Source organism: Pseudomonas sp. WS 5503 (assembly GCF_012985385.1).
GTDB lineage: Bacteria > Pseudomonadota > Gammaproteobacteria > Pseudomonadales > Pseudomonadaceae > Aquipseudomonas > Aquipseudomonas paracarnis.
The window spans coordinates 79,291-98,234 of record NZ_JAAQWI010000014.1; the positions used below are offsets into that span (position 1 = coordinate 79,291).

Genomic DNA, 18,944 nt, shown 5'->3' on the forward strand with positions numbered 1-18,944 from the left:
ATCAGGTCGAGCACAAATCAGGAATGAAATTCCGCAGAAAGAGAAGGCTCCGAACTCAAGGAGTTCGACCGACCTGCCCGGAGCGATTCGGTCTTGGGTCGCCGTTGGCGATGATCCTGAGACACTACAGCAGAGAGGGTGGGATCACGTCAAGCCAGTGGGCGATCCCGCATAAGCCACTACATTGAGCACGATGAAAGAGGTTACTTACTGCCGAGATGAGCGGCCAATTGTTCGACGGTTGCCAGGATAAAGGCGCGGTCACTTTCTTTGCCTTGGCCCGTGAAATCGGACAACACTTTATCGACTTAGAGAGGGATCAGCCGCCGTTGATGATGCACTGATCAGCACATCACCCCAATACTCATGCCGATCTACAGTGAAGCGTCATGAGCGACGCGTATCTTTTCTGATCGGCACTGTTCCCTTACAGTCGGGGTAGTGGGAGCATGACCAGAACGGTCCTGATTTGCCCTTTCGTTTGAGCATTGAGGCGTTGCAAATGGGGCAGGTCGGGCCGGCTTCGACCGGTACCGCCAAGGTGAGTGCGCCACAGTGTTCGACCAATTGTGCAATCCAGTTCGCCTGCTTGGCAACGAACGCATCTAGGGTCAGGCGTCCCGCTTCGATTTCGTCCAACGCCTGTTCCCAGATTGCGGTCATACCCGGATCTGCGACTGCTGCTGGTACCGCCTCGATCAGGGTATGGGCCGCGGCGGTGGCCATCAAGGCGCGTTTTTTCTTCAGCAAATAACCGCGATCAATTAACCCTTTGATAATGCCGGCTCGTGTGGCTTCGGTTCCGATACCGGTGGTGTCCCGAAGTTTCTGTTTCAGGCGTGGGTCGTTGACAAGCTTGGCGACGTTTTTCATCGCCTTGATCAGATCACCCTCGGTGAGAGGTTTAGGAGCGGCCGTTTGCATGGATTTGAGTTCGGCATTGTCCACTGCGCACTGCGCTCCCTTTTGCAAGATGGGTAAGACTTGGGATTTGTGACTGGGCTCATCCTCCTCGGTGTTTTCGGAGAGTAAGCTTTTCCAGCCCTGGACCAAGATCAGTTTGCCCACAGCGGTCAATCGTTCTTCGCCACGCGCCAGTTCGACCTGGGTCCGATCAAACTCATGATGCGGAAGAAACTGCACTAGGTAGTGGCTACGGATCAGTTCGTAGACATGGCGTTCTTGTTCGGACATCCGCACCAGGTTTGCCGGTTCGATGGTGGGGATGATGCCGTGGTGCGCAGTGACCTTGGCATTGTTCCATGCGCGGGAGCGCAATGATTGATCGAGGTCCTCGAATGCAGGTCTGAGTGCAGGATCCGTTTTGAGCAGGGCGTCTAGTACCGCGGGAGCCTCGTTGAACATATTCTCTGGCAAATAGCGGCAATCGCTGCGCGGGTAGGTGGTGGCTTTGTGGGTTTCATACAGGGCTTGGGCGATGTTCAGGGTTTCCTGGACGCCGAGCCCCAGCTTACGCGAGCAGACTTCCTGCAACGTGCTTAGGTCGAAGGGCAGGGGCGGCGGTTCTCGGAAGTGCTCAGTATGTAACGAGATTACCGTGGCGGACTTCTCGTCGGTGATTGTTTGGACCGCGTGATGGGCAAGCACTTGTTGTAGGCAACGCCCCGACTCGTCCCGTCCTGAGCATGGCGGTAACCACGCCGCGATGAATCGCTGGCCCATCGACGATAGGTGTACCTCAATGTTCCAGTAAGGTACCGGGACGAAGCCGGCAATCGCACGATCCCGATCGACCACCAGACGTAAGGTGGGTGTCTGGACGCGCCCCACTGACAAAACGCCGTCGTAGCCTGCCCGCCGACCAAGAAGGGTAAACAAACGACTGAGGTTCATGCCGATCAGCCAGTCGGCACGGCTGCGGGCGAGGGCCGAGTGATAGAGCGGGAAGGTCTCCTGACCAGACTTCAGCGAGGAGAGGGCTTTGCGAATCGACGCCTCGTTGAGGGCGGACAACCAGAGGCGCTGAACGGAGCCTGGATACTTGCAGAGCTCCAGCAACTCGCGGGCAATCATCTCACCTTCTCGGTCGGCGTCGGTTGCGATGACAACGGTGGTGGCTTCGCTGAGCAGGCGTTTGATGATTTTGAACTGCGCGGCAGTCTTGGGTTTGACCTCGACCTGCCACTGCACGGGAATGATAGGTAGATGATCCAACGACCAGTTTTTGTACTGAATGCCGTAGGTTTCAGGCGGGGCCGTCTCCAGTAGGTGGCCGATACACCAGGTGACAGTTGTCTCGGGGCCGATTAGGCAACCATCACCACGCCGAGTGGCTCCGAGAACCTTGGCGATGTCACGACCCTGGGAAGGTTTTTCGCAGAGGAAGAGGCGCATATAACTACTCCGGATTGAGTTCGGAGCAGCGTTGTTCGAAGTAGCAGGTGCGAGATATGAGAAACCCGAATGGCAGGTTCCTCATATTAGTCGGTGAGGGCGGCTTTGAATGGGCTGAAGCTGCTACCTTATTGGAGCGTTTGCAACTGGGTGGGGGGCTTCATGAGCCGCGAGCAATGACAGGCCAGGAACTTCGCGCAAAGGCGCAATTTTTATGCCTGAAGTCGTTCAGGCCTTAGGTGATTGCCCTCTGTGTTTCCTGGGTTTCGAGGTCGGCGAGCTGGCCTGCTCAGTATTTTGAGCGGCCGTCGGTTCACTGGAGCGTTCCCGCATGACCACGCTGTGCACCCGGTGAGGCAGGATGCCGACTCGACGGGCCTCGATCTTGAAGGTCACCCGCGCATTGTCTTCGCTGTCCTCCCACTCATCGCGCACCGTACGACCTTCGACCAGTACGCGCATGCCTTTCTGGTACAGGGTGCTCCAGTGTTCAGCCTCACGGTGCCAGAGCTCAACCGGCGCCCAATAGCCGCCCCGATCTTCATAGCTGCCCTCGCGTGGGATGGGGTTGTCAAAGTACACATTCAGCCGTAGCAAACGCCGCGGCTCGTCATTGCCAGAGGCGAACTCCTGGAATTCTGGCGCACTGCCGATGTTGCCTTCGCCGACGAAAAAAGTACTCATCGTGATATCTCCGCTGCGGTTGTGAACTGGCGCAGCAGCCGTTCGGCACTGGCCATTTTGATCGCGCAGGTCGAGGCCTGGCGGTAAAGCGAATGCACCACGCTCATCTGTAGGTTCAGTGCAATGCGCTCGCATTCGAAACGGTGCAATCCCTCGCGCACGACCTGGGACAGGGAGTTGTTGCGGACCTGGCGTTCCCAGACCGCAACCCCCATACGGGCAAAATCACGGGTGCGCCAACGCAAAAAGGTGCTGCCCGCGCTGGTGTTCTGCAGCACCAATCGAATGTCCAGCAGTGAGTAAGGAGGCTGTCCGGCCTGCTGCACCACAGCCACCATCAGGTGACACAACTGCGCCTCGATTTCCCTCGCCACCTGCGCCAGGTGCTCCAATTCCCCCTTACCCTTAAAAGGTTTTAAAAGGCCTTTTAGGGAGGCTGCGTGTTCGAGCTGTCGATAGGAATCCTGTGTCAACGTATCGAAGGGCATTGGGTGAGCCGGATTCATGGGATTCATGCTTCGTCCTCCGGATCATCCACTGTCGTAGGCAGCTCCTCCGCGTCTTCTAACAACGCGTCGGCATCATCCACTGCCGCCGCACCACGGCGAACGATTGGCGGCGCGAACTGGGAGCGGCGATGACCCTCAAGAATGTCCATGGGGGGCAAACCCAGTTTATCGATGGCCGCCAGGGCACGCGCGTTGTTCGCCGCCATGTCATCGCGTGTGACGCCAGCATGCCGATAGCGTTGCGCCTGGCCGAACAGGCTGCGCAATAGATGGGCGCCGTCGTCGATCCAGGCTTCCATGTCGACGCGGCCGATCAAGGCGGTGTGATGGGCCAATAGGGTCCGGCGCACCAGGGTGTCGTAGTCGGTCAGCAGGTAGACCGCCAGAAAACCCAGCTGGCTGCCGATGTACAACGGCAAGGTGACGGGGTGGATGTTGAGGTTGTCGCTCATGTCGATCTGTGTCGGCAGGTCCTGCCTGATTCGATCCAGCTGTTGGGTCAGTTCCAGCATTCCGGTCTTGGCCTGCATCAGCTTTTCTTCGAGTTGCACCATGGCCCAGTCGGCATAGGGATCGTCCTGGGCCGCGGTTTGTTTGATCAGGTTGGTGACACTGATGTAGCCGGCCATGCCCATGATCGAGTGGACGCCTTCGCGTGCGGTCCGACCTTGCCAGATACGGGCGGCGTGGTGGGTGTGCAGGGTCAGGGTGATGCTGCTGCGCAATGAACCCAGGTTGAGTTGATAGTGATCGGCCACGGTGTTGTCCTCGCATTCGCTTGGACGGGAACGTTGCGACAGATGAGGGTCGAGGGCAGCCAAAAAACTGAATGCGGTCTGTTCGGTTTGGTTTAAGAGGGCTAATTATGGAGACGTCAGTAGATTTGATGCCACCGGCATCAAATCTACTGACGTCTACGTTCATCGAAAGAGATGTCCCGGCTTTTCCCTAAGAGTTTCATAGTTTGGTCCGATGTGTTCGTAGAGTGGAACACCATGGATTTGATGCCACTGGCATCAAATCTACTGAGGTCCACCGCGTTTGCCACGCAGTTGGCGCAGCTCATTCAGGCACGCTTGTGCGAGGGCAGACGCGGGTTCGCCCTGTTGTCGAGATGGCCGCGAGGGAGCGGGTGGAGGTGATTCTGCAATGGGTGAAGGTTCGGCCTGACCTGCCCAAGGACGAAAGTCACCTTTCAGTGCGCGCTGGATCAGGCCCATCAGATACGCCGCTGGCTTGCGGATTCCACCGGCCGCACAACGTGCTCCCGCTTCGTTGAGCACCGCCTGCCGATCCGCTGGTTTGAGCTTGTTCAGCGCCACGGCGACGGCCTGACGCTCGCTTGGGCTCAGGTGCAGCGCAGCGGGCCAGTGCAGGTTATCCACCGCTGGGGTCGCGCGCGGTACTGTACAAATACTTTCTTTTAATACAGTACAGGCGGCGTTCGGATTCCGAACGGTGTCTGAAACATTGACGTTCAGGCCCGGTTCGGAATCCGAACGAGGGCCTGCACGATTCCGAACGCGGTGATCTTCCTCCCGTTCGGAATCGTGGAAGGCATCAACGGCTGGCTGATCCAATCCTTGCTGCGTCCAGTGTTCGCCCCAGCTGTCGAGCCGCGTCGGTAACCGATCACGATCGATATTCGTGTCCTGGCGGACTTCCTCCACAACGTGCTGAGCGACAATACGCACCGCCTTCGTCGCATGGCCGAGGGCATGCCCGACCAGCGCCAGGTAATCCTGATCCAGTTCCATGGCTTCGGCGGGGGTTAACGGCTCATCGTGCAGAACATACAGCGAACCTTGAAGACGTCCGCTGAGCTGATCGCGTCCGCGACTCACCAAACTGAGCCAGCGCGTCAACCTGAGCATCGTCAACACCCGAGCAATGGTTTCACGGGAGGCTGACGCACCGTAGGGCACGCTCGACAGGTAAGGCTGCAAATCCTCATAGCGCGGCGTGACCACGCCCTGGCCTTGCAGCATGAGTCGAAACACCTGCCAGGCATTGCGTTCCAACGGCGTCAACCGACTATCCAACAGCAGCCGACGTGGCACGACTTCGTGAGATTGGCCACTAAACAGAAAGCCAGCCTGTAGAGCCTGGTTGGAGGGCTGCTCAGTGGTTGGGCGTGCAGGCCAGCGCTCATGCAGCTGCTTTGTGCATTGCTGCAGGACACGTTGCCAGCGTCCGGAAGGAACAGCATTCATGTTTTGTTGCTGTACTGGTCGATTTGCTGCCAAACGATGGTCAAGCTGATCTGCTGTTCTTCGGCAAGCATCATCATGGCGTCGAGTTTATCCTCGGTGCCGTCCTCTGTTCGTATTTGGCACCAACGTTGCCACAACGCATGCTCCTGCGCTTCGCTCAAATGTTGGGGGCGGCCTTTACGGGTTTCTATTTTGAGTAGACGCCGGCGCATGGCTGTTTCCGAATGCGCCAGGCCGAAGCACTGATACATGATGGTGCTGCTGGCGCCGAGCTTGAGCGCTCGGTTGATCAACCGTTCGTTCTGTTCATCACGTTCAGCTTGTTCGATCAAACGATGCAGCACCGGCGAGTCAATCTTGACCTCAAGCCAAGGGACAGTGGCATGGGCCAGGCGCGATAACGTGGTCGGTGGTAAGGATTGCAGCATGAAGATGTCATCCTCACTCAGTCCAAGTGCCTTGCAGCGTTGCAGGTTGCCCAGGCGTAGTTCGTGCAGTACCTGGGTTAGCATGGCTTGATTGAGCATATTGAAGGACAAGTTCATCTCAGCTCCTCCGGTGAGTTTTTGTCTTCAAAGATGAGTGTTAAGTCGATTAGGCGCCGGGCCAAGCGGATCAGGCGAAACAGTTTGATTAGCATACTGTCAGGCAGTCGCTCCAGACCCACGTCCGTGACTGGTCTATCTGGTAGAGGGAGTTGATAGACCCCCAGCAACAACTGCCCGAACAGTGCGGAGGGGATTTGCTTGCGATCCTCCCAGTTCACCTCGTCTTGAGCCCGTAACAGGGCCAGGAGCATTAGGTGAACGCCCGTCGAGCGAGGCGCTGAAAGATCGAGTCGCTCAATGTTCAGGGCGAAGCCCAAGCCACGCTTTTGATCAATGATGCTCTCGGCATCTCCGGCATAGGCCGCCATTTCTCGAGCCAGTCCAGCAATGGCTAAACGCAGTTGTTCAGGTGTATCCAGCTGTGGTGTGATGATCCAAATGTCGTCGATTGGGCAGGTTTCGACTGGAGACGTCGGCTCGGTGGAGATCTCGCGATCGATTTGCTCACGAATCTGTTGAACGCGTGATAGATGACTGACCGCAGGTGAAGTATTTTTTTCGGGGGCTGTGAGTCGTTCTTCTGAAATTGGCTCTATCTTGCTCTGGGCATCAGTTGATTCGGGGTTAGGGTCGGAGGAGGGCGACTCTGCCGCAGTTTCATGCCCGCTTGGCCGATGGCTGTTTTCTGAAGGCGTGGTGGTGACAGCCCTAGGCGTGGCGACGACCCGTTGGGTATCGCTCAGCTCCAGGGCCAGCATACGGTAGGACTGTCCAAGCAGGTGGCTCATGCGTTCGAGCAATTCGTCCTGGATCTGCTCAAGATCAAAAGATTCAGGATCGCCATCGAAGTAGCTCATGGTCTCTAGCCAGAACTCTGCAAATGAAACGGCAGCGGTTGGATAACGGTTCCAGGCTCGCTCAGCCTGACTACGTAGACCGATCAGGCGCTCTATCTGAGGCTTACCCAATCCGGCATACAGAGTTTGTGGAATGGCAGGCAATAAGTGTTCGAGGGTGTCCATCATACGGCTGATATGCGACTGCGAAATCGGATAGCCTCCAGCGGCAAGACGTCGAGCCAGCTCCCGTTGTGAGAGATCTGCGCCATCGGACTCAAGCATGGTTTTGAGTTTGGCTACTGCCAGCGCCCGTTCGATGAACGTGAGTTGACCGTGCAGGTCGCTTTCCGCCAAATGGCCGAGTAGGGCGGTGATTTCATTGCTCCAAGGTCGGAACAGGCAGTGGATCCGAAAGAAACGCTCGTCGCGAGTTTCCTGCCACAGTTCGCCGAGAATGGCTAAGCGCGTATTACCGCCGTTGCGGATGATGAAAGAGGCTTCACCCGGTCGGCGGGTTATCGGTGGCGGTTGATCCAGCCCGCGTTCACGGATCGACGCCTTGATATCGTCATAAACCGGGTTACGAATGAAGCGTGGGTTGTGTTCGTAGGGACGTAACTGTTCCAGAGTGACCAGCATGGGAGTGTCGATGACGGGATCGGACAGTCGCTCCAGTCCAGGACCTTGAGTGAAGTGGTCCTGGTGCAGCTTGTCGGTGATTTCCTCCTGACTGAGCTTCTTCATTGGAACCGCCTCGGTTAACGTCGGCTACGTAAATGGTCACCGACCTCGAATTTCACGATTTCGGCAGTCCCTGAACCTTCGAAATGTTGGGAGAGTTCTGCGAGGAAACACACCATGGCCGAGCGCCCCCCTTGCAAACGAAAAGCCACGGTGCAGTACTTCTCGCAAGCCGCGTCGCGTGGTCGAATGGAAGGCTGAACAACGATAGGAAACTGATCCAACATTAGAAAACTCCTTACCAAGCTCTATTGGCTTCAAGGTCGATCAAAAAAAAATCGGTGAAATGCTGATTGGGCGATTTTTTTATCGAGGCTCCGCACACCTCATTACCGAAGAGATCGCTTCACGCCATTCAGGGAATAATTCGATGGCCAGCGCCTGCATGATTTCTAGCGCAGACTGCGAGCGCCGGCGTTTACTCGACGGGCGAGCGTCTATTCGGTGGACCGGTAAGCCTAGGGAGGCGGCATTGAGATACGCCACCCGATCCGGGATTACGGTGTCTAGAACCGAGATCTTGGTAGCCTCTGGGAAATTCTCGCGCAGGCTTCGGATGATCATCCGGGTGTCCAGCCGATTGACGTTCACTTGGTTCAGTAAGAGCCGCAACGGCGGCGGGTCGATGCCTAGATGACGAAACGGTTCGAGCTCACTCAGTAGTTTTAAGGTGCCCCGACGCATTTCGCGGGCAGCGAGCATTTCCGGCGTGATGGGAGAGAGGGCGAGATCGGAGGCCAAGATGGCCATTTCCAGCAGCACACTGCGGGCTCCCTGAGTATCAATCAAAAGCAGGTCATAATTGAGATGCAAATCGTTGAGCAAATTGTGTAGGCGTAGTCGTCCGTCAGGGGCATGTAGCAACAAGGTGCTCAGTCGACCTTGATCGTCATTAGAGAAAATCAGGTCGAGACCGACGACTGCAGTCCTAGAAATTATTCGTTCAGGTATTGTTAGATTGAGTGCAATGAGCTCGTACGCACCTGCCTGCGCTTTCTGGCTCAATGAATAATAACTGGAGAGGGTGGGTTGGCTATCCAGATCCAAGAGCAGAACACGGAGACCAGCATCGGCCAACAGGCCGCCGAGGTTCGCCGCTACTGTAGTTTTGCCTACACCACCCTTGGTGGAAACCACCGAGACCACGTGCATCACCCTCACTCCTGTTGTGAAAGGCGTTCTGCAATCCAGTGTTCGATTTCCAGAGAGTCCCAGCCGACCGCGCGCAGCCCGATACGCTTCGCCCGCGGGAACTTGCCTTCCTTCATCAGGTTGTAAATATGCGCACGTTTGAAGCCGGTTTTTAGTTCAACCTCTTCACGTCGCATGATGTGGCGTTGGGGTTGAGGCGCTTCGGGTTCGGGTACCGATGGGTTGGACATGCTAGTCACTCCTGGCGCCTGTTGGCGCGTGGTGGGAAGTGACTTGGATTGAATCGCACTAGCGCGGCTGAGTCATTGCACTGCAATCAAGCCCATTGCAACGCAATTGACTGGATCAGTTGTTTTTCTTGAGGCTACGATTGGCCACAGCAAACTTTTCATCCAGCGTCCGCTTGCTGAGGCCGGGCACATCTTTGTGACGGGCGACAATGGCGTCGACGATGGCTGCTTGATTCGTGAATACCGAAAGAGGTTTTCCGGCGGGCGAATGGTCCAAAAGAAGGCTGACCAATGCCCCGATCATATTGTGATAGGTCAGTTCACTACGCTCGCTGAGTTGACCATTCGTTTTGGCCAAGGCTTTGAGATCATCTCTTTCAAGTCCAATCGACTGGAGTTCTCCCAAGATTTCTTGAATGTGTTGCTGTTGCGCTTTCAACGCTCTCGATAACTCGTCTCGATCTGCTTTCACTGAAAGAAACGTTCCGAGACTGACCTTTGCAGATGTATCCTCACCGGACTCGAATAAAAAGCTGGGCTTATGGTCGGGATAATGAATTTCCATCCAGCGGCGTAAGTCTGAATGGCGTATGGTCAGCTGATAGGGCTCTACGTAGCTTCCCAAAGGAACAGAAACGCCGAGGCAGCCGTACGGCAGTTCTCCATTGCGTATGGCGTCTAAAATCCTTTCGACAGCGATGTGAAGATTGGGCCATCGGGGAAAGAGGGTTGCAAGGTTCTCAGGACGAGACCAATCCGCGTGCATAATTTGGGCTTCGTAGCGAGTGAGATTGCACCAGCGCAATGCTGCATCTATAGGGCGATAGAAGCTTTTGCTATGCGAATTAAAAACATTAATAGCCATAGCGTGACGGACCTCCATTCCTAATGGATAGGCCTCTCACCGACTATCAATATTCAAACTAGCGATTCATGCTAGCTGTTTCCTCCATCGACCAAATCGGTGAGGTCATTTAATTTCGAGTGCTACCAGAAAGCAATACCCGAGTAGCAATCGATTTTTTACGCGATCCAGAGCCACAATCTCGGTCTCTTAACCAAAAATTCGGGTTCTGATTAGGTATCCTCCACATGACCCAGAGGTGCAGATATCATTAATCAATGATGCAGATTCTTGATGTTTGGAACTTCTTGATCAATTGAACCGCTCTGGATGTTAATAGCTAGGGAAGATTGATTATATTGTGCTCAGGCCCAGAGCCTAATTTCGTAATATTTTCCGCACCCCTGTCATTTACAATGAGCACGCTGCCCTCTCGATATCCGCCAGCACCTTGCGTACCTTCCGGTAGCATTACCATTGGTGTCATCGATACCACCATGCCCGTTTCTAGCACCGTCTCGATATCTTCGCGTAATTCGAGCCCAGCCTCCCGTCCGTAATAGTGGCAAAGGACTCCATTTGAGTGACCGTAACCGAAAGTGCGATAATTGAGCAGATCCGCTTGTAGATAGATTTCATTTAGCTCTGCCGCAATATCGCAGCAACGAACCCCTGGTCTAATTATCTCTTGCCCGCGTTGGTGTACTTTGCAGTTGATTTCCCATATGCGACGCTGCTGGGCATTTGGCTCACCCAAAAAAGCCGTTCGTTCTAATGAAGAAAAATAGCCTGCGATCATCGGAAAACAGTTAACTGAAAGTATATCGCCGGATTTAACTCGACGACTGGTAACGGGATTATGGGCGCCATCAGTATTCAGGCCGGATTGAAACCACGTCCACGTGTCACGAAGCTCACAGTAAGGCATGCGCTTAGCAATTTCCCTGGTCATTGCAGCCGTCCCTGCAAGTGCTACCTCGTATTCAGGCACACCTTCAGATATCGCCTCTAAACAAGCCGCACCTCCTACGTCCGCTACGGCTGCACCAATACGAATCAGCTGGATTTCTTCGGTTGACTTGAACATGCGAATACGGTTGGTGCCAGGCGCGATGCCAATTAGTTCCGCATTGTCAAGAGCGGCTTCTACCTTGCGAAATTTATCGAGGGATAGATGATCGAACTCTACGCCTATACGGCGAGATTTTAATGGGATTGCTTTACGTAGAGCAACAAAATAGTTATCACGCTTCCAGTCTGTATAGACAAGATTATCTCCCCAGCTGCGGCGATAACCTTGGCCTCCATCAATATTGGTCGTGATAAGAATGGAGCTATCGTGCGTTACTACTAATGCGTAGCTACGCCCAAACTCGCAGTAGAGGAAGTCGCCAAAATAGTTTATGTTGTGTATTGAGCTCAATACAATGGCGTCCAAACTGGTGTTGGTCATATGCTGACGTAATAGTTGAAGGCGTCGGGACATTTCCTTCACACTGAAAGTAGACCGTGTTTTAGGTCCATTTTGAAGTGTAATGTAATTAGGCATGCTCATGCCGAGGTTCCTGTCTAGTGAAGGCAGCGCGTAGCATCTCCTTCACGCCCAATAGGAACAAATGACGATTTTTAATTCCGTACTATTAGCAGAGCTTATGGCTCAGGCAGATATCTAGCTACCTAGGTTCAAGCGCCGCTGTGACAGGTGCTGCTCCACCTCGCTCTTAATCCACTTCTTCAGCGCCTGAACCCTAGGGCGGTCTTCATGGATGCTAGGGTGCACTAGCCATACTTGGCCATCTTGCATTACCTCAGGGAACGGCCTGACCAAAGTACCGTTTGCTATCTCTTTGGCACACAGCGAATGCCGCATTAACGCGACCCCCTGGCCATCACAAGCCGCCTGCAACACAAGGTCTGCCCGCGAAAATGAGCAGCCTCCACGGGTATTGATATCGTAGCGGCTGTGCCGGGAGAAAAAAGCGTCCCAGTTGGTGCTGTAGGCAGCGTGAGGCATAGAGTCATGTAACAAGATCGTCTGACACAAATCACCATAATCTTTGATTTCTAATCGTGCCAACAAATCCGCGCTGGCTACTGGATAAACGAGGTCATCGAATAGGTGTAGCTGAGAGAGCTTGGCATTGTCAGTCCAAGCGCAGCTGATTGCCAAGTCGACGCCGTCGCTATTGAAATTAGGGGTACTCAGATCCGCTTCTACCTCCAACTGTATGCCAGGGTAGGCTTGATTGAAGGATGGCATCCGCGGCAGCAACCACTTGCTAGCGAAGGAGGGCATCACGCGCACTTTTAGCGTGCCACTTAGCTCTTCATCTCCAATTTGGTGCAAAGTCGTTCCTAAAAGCCTCAACGCTTGGTCGACTCCGATGTGCAAGCGTTCACCGCGGTGCGTAAGCCTCAAGCCCCTAGGCAGGCGATAAAAAAGCTCATAGCCCAGTTCCTGCTCAAGCGCTTGAATCTTCTGGCTTACAGCGCTTTGTGTAAGGAACAGGTCTTTTGATGCGCGAGTGAAGCTCAAGTGCCGTGCAGCAGCATCGAAGTAGCGCAATCCCTCAAGAGAAGGTAGGGCACGAGACATGACGAGGCTCCAGCAGTTGGGATTTTACCAGTACAAGCATGAGTCATGCCGACATTAGTAAACCTAATGAGTCGACGTTAAAAATAGCCGTTTGTTCATGATTTCGGTTGTGGACATGCTGTGTGAGCGCCAACCGATTCGCCCACTTCTACTCGTAACTCATCGAAAGGATCGCGTCATGAGACCACTGTACTCGCTGCTGACTCCATTGTTAGTTGGCACTTTAGCGTCCTTTGCAGCTGCTGAGGCTAAGGCTGATTTACTTTCTGACATCAAGGGGCGTGGCGAGATTGTCGTCGCAACCGAAGCACGTTATGCGCCTTTTGAGATGATCGAGGACGGTAAAATTGTCGGGTACGGGAAAGACTTGCTCGACGCGATTATGCTTGATTTGCCCGGGGTCAAACTTAAACAATTAGATGTGCCATTTCAGGGCATACTTCCTGGATTATCCAGCAAAAGATTCGACTTCGTTGCCACGTCACTTACTATAACTAAGGCGCGAGCAGAAAGTTTTGCTTTTACCTTGCCTTTTTCCACTGCTAGTGTGGCAGTATTGAAGCGTAAAGGAGACGCTCGGATCAATAGTGCCGAAGATTTGATTGGCATGGTAGTAGGAAGTCAAGCTGGAGCCCCACAAATCGACGTGCTCAAGGAGTATGAGCGGACTGTACTGCAGCCTACGAAGAACTCGGGCGTGAAAGAAATCAAGGCATTTATGGACTATAATGAGGCTTATGCGGCTTTGGCCTCCCGTCGCGTCGATGCAGTCGTTCAATCCCTACCCAATCTCGCGCCTTTAATCAAGGAACGTGGAGATGTATTTGAAATTGTACAGCCTCCCTTCGGACCGCCGACATACTATGCGTGGGCCGGTCGTAAAGATGCTGACAGCGCCTCTCTTGTTAAATTCTTCAGTGACGGTATTGCAAAGCTGAACGCAAGTGGTGAGTTAGCCAAGCTCCAGCGCAAATGGTTCGGCTTCGAAATGCCTCTACCTACTGATGCTGTTCCAGCACCGATAAACTGAATGCAGTAATGCTAGTCGGGAAAATTAGGTATGTTTGATTTAACAGCTACAGCCCACTATTTGCCACAGCTTTTGGCAGGCCTGTTTACCACACTATGGGTATCTTTGACCGCTATTGCGTTAGGGCTGGTGGTGGGCTGGGCTGTTTGCCTTGGTCTGATGGGTGAGCATAGGTGGCTCCGGATGTTCTGCGCTGCTTATGTAAGCTTCTTTCGAGGCACGCCTTTGTTGGTACAGCTTGTTCTAGTATTTTATGCACTGCCTTCTATTGGGATAAGTTTACCTCCACTGGCCGCCGCGATTGTCGCGTTAACTTTGAATAGTGGAGCCTTCCAGGGTGAAATATTGCGCTCCGGTTTCCAGCTTCTGCCATACGGTCAAACTGAGGCGGCCAGAGATCTTGGTCTGTCGCGCTGGCAAGCATTGATTTATATTAAAACACCCCAGGTGTTGAAGGCCATGTTGCCTGCTCTTGTAAACGAAACTATCGATATCATTAAAAATTCCTCATTGATTTCTGCTGTCGCTGTACATGAGCTTATGAGGACAGCTCAAACCCTTGCCTCAACTACCTACCGCCCCATCGAATTCTTTATCGTGACTGGACTGCTTTACTTGGCCCTAACAATGGCGACTGGACGGGTGGGTAACTGGCTGGAAGCTAGGCTAAAAATTGCATAGGAGGTGCCTTTGATTGGCATTGGTCTGTTTGACGAGTACGGTGGCTCAATCCTAGCCGGGATTTGCGTTACGCTGAAAATGAGTATTGGGGGAATTGCGCTGGGGATGGTTTTAGGCCTGGCGTTACAGAGTTTTTACAAGCCTAATAACAAACCAGCTGCCTTTTTATATCAGCTGTATTTAAATGTTTTTCGGGGTACGCCGCTTCTTCTACAATTATTTTTGGTTTTCTATGGGGGACCATACATAGGTATTGACTGGACTGCAGAAACCGTAGGATTGATAGGTCTAGGGTTGTATGGTGCAGCCTATTTTGCAGAGATATTTCGTGCTGGACGTGAGTCAATTCCAAAAGGTCAACTCGAAGCTGCAAGAGATCTGGGACTGACAGGTACCCAGGCATTTCGAGTTGTGCTGTGGCCGCAGATGATGGCTCGGTGCGTACCAGCAGTTGTCGGGCAGACGATAATTCTACTAAAAGAGTCGTCTGTTTTGTCGATTATAACAGTCGCTGAGTTAACTAATGTGGCGATGACAATTGCTGTTCAGAGCTACTCGATGCTGGAACCATATACGATATTGGCGTTGACGTATTGGGCTATTGCCATTGTACTAGCTGGCATTGGCTCCAGAGCTGAGCGTCATTTTAAAAACTATCTGCAGCGCTGAGGTTATGCATGTCCAATTCATACGCTATAGAAATTCGTGATTTGCAAAAAAGCTATGGCCAGCATGAAGTGCTCAAAGGCATTTCACTCACCGTCGCAAAAGGCGAGGTTGTTAGCATCATCGGAGGTTCTGGATCTGGTAAATCAACGTTGCTGAGATGTATAAACTTTCTTGAGGAATATGACGGTGGTGAGGTATTGGTAAATAACCGCCTTATTGGTTACGGAAGCTCTGTTACTGGAGGTTTGTACCAATTACCCGAAAACACAATCCAGAGTTCGCTTCGCAAGGTGTGCATGGTTTTTCAACAGTTCAATTTATGGCCGCATATGCGTGTTCTTGATAATGTTGCCACCCCCCTGAGGCTTGTAAAAAAAATGCCGAAACTTGCGGCATATGCAATGGCGGAGGCCCAGCTTGAAAAGGTCGGTCTCGCTCATAAGGCTTCCAGCTACCCGAGTCAACTCTCCGGAGGTCAACAGCAACGGGTGGCAATAGCCAGAGCGTTGGCGATGGAACCCAGCATTATGCTGTTTGACGAGCCTACCTCAGCTTTAGACCCCGAATTAGTAGGAGAGGTGCTCAATGTCATTAAGGACGTTGCGAGTGAAGGTATGACATTAGTTATCGTGACGCATGAGATGGGATTTGCGGCAAAGGTATCGGATAAAGTCGTCTTTCTCGCTGATGGTCGCGTAGAGGAACAGGGACCTCCTAGCCAAATATTTGGGGCTCCCACCAGCCCTCGCTTACTTCAGTTCCTTACGTCATGGAATGAGCGGCAGAATGGTGGCAGTGTAAATTGAATTGCATTTACATCAATATGGTCTTACTTTGTGATCAAACTATCATTTGATCTCTTTCCAGAAGCATTAGATGCTAAATATTATCTTGTGCGGTGTTGCGTTTAAGCATGGTACTGAGGATGCAGAAAAGTGTCTAAATTCCCTGGCGGTGAGTTGCATATTGTGAAATTTGGATTCTTGCTCTCTGAGGGGTTTGACCTATATTCATTAGCGAATGCTATACAGCCATTACGATCCGCTAATCATGTAGCAGGCTTTCAGCTTTGTGAGTGGCAAATTCTCAGTTTAGAAGGGGGCACGCTTAACGCAAGCAGCGGCATAGCTACCGAGACTACTCGGCTGGACCATGCGCAGTTATTTAATGTGTTGATCCTGTGTACCGCGGAGAATCTACATTCCGATGCGGATTACGATGCTGTCATGCAGCGGCTGGACCATTGGATCACCGAGCCTGTTAATCTGGGGGCCTTCGGCGGTGCGGGCTGGTTGTTGGCAATGAGTGGCGCGCTAAATGGTTTTCGTTGCAGCCTACCTGAAACAGGGTATTCCCAGCACCTCGGTATTTACAAAGACATCAAATTTGTTACCGCGCCATTCTGTGTCGACCGTGGACGCCTGACATGTATTGGCCGCCAAGCTGTTCAAGGGCTCATGTGCGAATTTCTAGCACAAGAGTATGGGCGGTATATTATGTTAGAAGTTGAAAAGAATCTGGCAGTCAAATCAGGCGCAAGTGGTACGATTCCCCAGGTCCGAACTTAATTCCAGATAATCGTTGTGAGCTGGCTTATCGATGTAAATTAAGAGACAGAACCCTGGGTTTTTTTGTGTGGCCGATTCGAAAGTGCTCAACCGTTCGCATATCAATGTTATTTACTTCTCGACCGAAATTATCCATCACCAAGCTTGTTTCGGTAATCTCTCTAGCATCGTGGCCACCCTTGTCCCGAGATTGATCGGGCTAGAATGAAGATCTGCCTCGGCAAGAATGTTATCGTCTATATCATGATATCCGCTGATGAATTGCATCCCTCGCCCATTCTGGAAGCCGGTCTGCACATCTGAGATGTGTTGGGCTACTCGGAACTCAAGCGTTTTTTCGCTCTGATCACCGATAACAGCGCAAATACGCTGCACTTGGCAGACCCCTACAGGCTAGCGGTTAGGCGGCCTGCTCATGTTTGATCCTGTCCGCCCCAGGCGACTACGTAATAATCTGTAGTCTGATGTCGCTCCACAAAGCAGAGTCCTGATGCAGCGCAGCTCGGCGCGCATGGAGTTATTCTCCGGTTGAACCGTTTGTGTCAGTAAATGTTGCATCTCCTTCCCCTATGACCGCTCGCCTCACCCAGAGAAGACCCATGCACTCGAACTCGCTCGCTTCGTTGCGCTGGTCACCTATCGTCAGCATCTAAGCTGCGTTTATGACTCGATATCGACGGTCGAGATCGTCCATGGACATATGTCATCCAAAACATCGCGGTGTGTAGCGCTTTTTGATTAGCCCTGAGTTCCCCTTCGAAAATAGCGGGTCTGGTCAATTACAGGTCGGATTCGCACAAAAAATCCTACTTCGCATCTGTTCGAATGATCTTCAGCGGCCAGCCAGAGTGGCGTCTTACGTCGCTGAATCAACGACAAGGATAAATGACATGCAAATGCCTAAAACCATCCAGATCAAGAACGGCGAAAAAGTGAAATCGACGTTTTCGGTTGAGGAATACGCCAATCGACAGGCCAAATTGCGAGCGTATCTATCGCAAAACAATATTGATGCGGCAGTTTTCACGTCCTATCACAACATAAACTACTACAGCGATTTCCTGTTTTGCTCCTTCGGCCGCCCGTACGCGCTGGTCGTTACCCAAGACAGTGCCGTTACTATCAGCGCCAACATCGATGGCGGTCAGCCTTGGCGCCGCACCGTGGGTACTGAAAACATCGTTTACACCGACTGGCAGCGCGACAATTATTTCGTCGCGATCCAGCAAGCATTGCCGAAAGCTGGACGCATTGGCATCGAATTTGACCATCTGAACCTGCTCAATCGCGACAAACTTGCCAGTCGTTACCCGCAGGCCGAATTGGTGGACATCGGCGCACCTTGTATGCGTATGCGCATGATCAAATCCGCCGAAGAGCATGCAATCATCCGCCATGGTGCCCGCGTGGCAGACATCGGTGGCGCAGCAATCGTGGAAGCCTTGCGTGATCAGGTGCCGGAGTATGAAGTCGCCCTGCATGCTACCCAGGCAATGGTGCGAGAAATTGCCCGCACCTTCCCGGACTCGGAACTGATGGACACCTGGACCTGGTTCCAGTCTGGCATCAACACCGACGGTGCACATAACCCGGTGACCTCGCGCAAGGTTAACAAAGGCGACATCCTGAGCCTCAATTGCTTCCCGATGATCGCTGGTTATTACACTGCGCTGGAACGCACAATGTTCCTGGGCCATTGCTCCGACGAGCATCTGCGTTTGTGGGAAGTGAACGTTAAAGTGCACGAGGCCGGCCTGAAACTAATCAAGCCGGGCATGCGCTGCTGTGATATCGCCCTGCAACTTAACGAGATTTTCCTTGAGCACGATCTTCTGCAATACCGCACTTTCGGCTACGGCCACTCCTTCGGTACGCTGAGCCATTACTATGGCCGCGAAGCTGGGCTGGAACTGCGCGAGGACATCGACACGGTATTAGAGCCGGGGATGGTGGTTTCTATTGAGCCGATGATCATGCTGCCTGAAGGCCTTCCGGGTGCGGGCGGTTACCGCGAACACGACATATTGATCGTCAACGAGCAGGGTGGGGAGAACATCACCAAATTCCCGTATGGCCCGGAACACAACATCATCAAGAAGTGAGATTACGCGCCGCACAGTGAACCTGTGCGGCGTTCTCTTTTATTAGTGGCAAACGTGTAGAAAAAACCGTCCCGGCGGCTGAGTTAAACGGAAAAAGCAACGTATGCACGATAATATCGCGCATCATTTACTGACCCTAAACCCTGCCAAGTAAAACAATAGAGGGTATTTGTCATGTTCTAC

General features: G+C 52.9%; 18 protein-coding genes. 6 read left to right on the forward strand and 12 right to left on the reverse strand.

Translation table 11 applies throughout. From position 1 onward, the window contains the following. Window positions 1-387: 387 nt before the first annotated feature. The 12 genes from HBO10_RS28510 to HBO10_RS28565 form a co-directional block, all read right to left on the reverse strand. Window positions 388-2,355 (reverse strand): DNA topoisomerase III, encoded by a 1,968-nt coding sequence (locus HBO10_RS28510; protein WP_010565137.1) that lies wholly within the window; start codon window positions 2,353-2,355, stop codon window positions 388-390. Between the two features lie 228 nt (window positions 2,356-2,583). Beyond that, window positions 2,584-3,039, reverse strand: coding sequence for a single-stranded DNA-binding protein (locus HBO10_RS28515; protein ID WP_010565138.1), 456 nt, complete (start codon window positions 3,037-3,039; stop codon window positions 2,584-2,586). Continuing rightward, on the reverse strand, window positions 3,036-3,554 hold the full coding sequence (locus HBO10_RS28520) for a DUF3158 family protein (RefSeq protein WP_034128265.1): 519 nt from the start codon (window positions 3,552-3,554) through the stop codon (window positions 3,036-3,038). Before HBO10_RS28520 ends, HBO10_RS28515 begins: the two co-directional genes overlap by 4 nt. After that, on the reverse strand, window positions 3,551-4,306 hold the full coding sequence (locus HBO10_RS28525) for a PFL_4669 family integrating conjugative element protein (RefSeq protein WP_010565140.1): 756 nt from the start codon (window positions 4,304-4,306) through the stop codon (window positions 3,551-3,553). The genes HBO10_RS28520 and HBO10_RS28525 overlap by 4 nt, the downstream gene beginning before the upstream one ends. 264 nt (window positions 4,307-4,570) lie before the next feature. Beyond that, on the reverse strand, window positions 4,571-5,761 hold the full coding sequence (locus HBO10_RS28530) for an STY4528 family pathogenicity island replication protein (protein ID WP_034128264.1): 1,191 nt from the start codon (window positions 5,759-5,761) through the stop codon (window positions 4,571-4,573). Further along, window positions 5,758-6,306, reverse strand: coding sequence for a DUF2857 domain-containing protein (locus tag HBO10_RS28535; RefSeq protein ID WP_010565142.1), 549 nt, complete (start codon window positions 6,304-6,306; stop codon window positions 5,758-5,760). Before HBO10_RS28535 ends, HBO10_RS28530 begins: the two co-directional genes overlap by 4 nt. Further along, on the reverse strand, window positions 6,303-7,892 hold the full coding sequence (locus tag HBO10_RS28540; protein WP_010565143.1) for a ParB family protein: 1,590 nt from the start codon (window positions 7,890-7,892) through the stop codon (window positions 6,303-6,305). Before HBO10_RS28540 ends, HBO10_RS28535 begins: the two co-directional genes overlap by 4 nt. Window positions 7,893-8,195: 303 nt before the next feature. Then, window positions 8,196-9,041, reverse strand: coding sequence for a ParA family protein (locus HBO10_RS28545; RefSeq protein WP_010565145.1), 846 nt, complete (start codon window positions 9,039-9,041; stop codon window positions 8,196-8,198). A gap of 5 nt (window positions 9,042-9,046) precedes the next feature. Then, a complete protein-coding gene (locus HBO10_RS28550) occupies window positions 9,047-9,271 on the reverse strand; it encodes an AlpA family transcriptional regulator (RefSeq protein WP_010565146.1) in 225 nt (74 codons plus the stop codon). Window positions 9,272-9,386: 115 nt separating this feature from the next. Further along, window positions 9,387-10,136, reverse strand: coding sequence for a hypothetical protein (locus tag HBO10_RS28555; protein WP_010565147.1), 750 nt, complete (start codon window positions 10,134-10,136; stop codon window positions 9,387-9,389). Window positions 10,137-10,455: 319 nt separating this feature from the next. Next, entirely contained in the window at window positions 10,456-11,670 is a 1,215-nt protein-coding gene (locus HBO10_RS28560; RefSeq protein ID WP_010565148.1) for an aminopeptidase P family protein, read from the reverse strand. 114 nt (window positions 11,671-11,784) lie between these two features. Next, the gene (locus tag HBO10_RS28565; RefSeq protein WP_010565149.1) at window positions 11,785-12,711 is read right to left on the reverse strand and encodes a LysR substrate-binding domain-containing protein; all 927 of its coding nucleotides are present in this window, start codon (window positions 12,709-12,711) and stop codon (window positions 11,785-11,787) included. Between the two features lie 178 nt (window positions 12,712-12,889). Here HBO10_RS28565 and HBO10_RS28570 point away from each other — a divergent pair, with 178 nt between their 5' ends. The 6 genes from HBO10_RS28570 to HBO10_RS28595 all read left to right on the forward strand — a co-directional run bounded on the left by HBO10_RS28570 (window position 12,890) and on the right by HBO10_RS28595 (window position 18,761). Next, window positions 12,890-13,741, forward strand: coding sequence for a transporter substrate-binding domain-containing protein (locus HBO10_RS28570; protein ID WP_010565150.1), 852 nt, complete (start codon window positions 12,890-12,892; stop codon window positions 13,739-13,741). 30 nt (window positions 13,742-13,771) lie between these two features. After that, on the forward strand, window positions 13,772-14,422 hold the full coding sequence (locus HBO10_RS28575) for an amino acid ABC transporter permease (RefSeq protein ID WP_010565151.1): 651 nt from the start codon (window positions 13,772-13,774) through the stop codon (window positions 14,420-14,422). Between the two features lie 9 nt (window positions 14,423-14,431). After that, window positions 14,432-15,091: an amino acid ABC transporter permease gene (locus HBO10_RS28580; RefSeq protein ID WP_010565152.1), complete on the forward strand. Its 660-nt coding sequence runs from the start codon at window positions 14,432-14,434 to the stop codon at window positions 15,089-15,091. An 8-nt stretch (window positions 15,092-15,099) separates the two neighbouring features. Continuing rightward, the gene (locus tag HBO10_RS28585; protein WP_034128263.1) at window positions 15,100-15,897 is read left to right on the forward strand and encodes an amino acid ABC transporter ATP-binding protein; all 798 of its coding nucleotides are present in this window, start codon (window positions 15,100-15,102) and stop codon (window positions 15,895-15,897) included. A gap of 129 nt (window positions 15,898-16,026) precedes the next feature. Further along, window positions 16,027-16,659: an AraC family transcriptional regulator gene (locus tag HBO10_RS28590; RefSeq protein WP_010565154.1), complete on the forward strand. Its 633-nt coding sequence runs from the start codon at window positions 16,027-16,029 to the stop codon at window positions 16,657-16,659. A gap of 890 nt (window positions 16,660-17,549) precedes the next feature. Beyond that, window positions 17,550-18,761, forward strand: a complete 1,212-nt coding sequence (locus tag HBO10_RS28595) for a M24 family metallopeptidase (RefSeq protein WP_010565155.1) — start codon at window positions 17,550-17,552, stop codon at window positions 18,759-18,761. Window positions 18,762-18,944 lie beyond the last annotated feature (183 nt).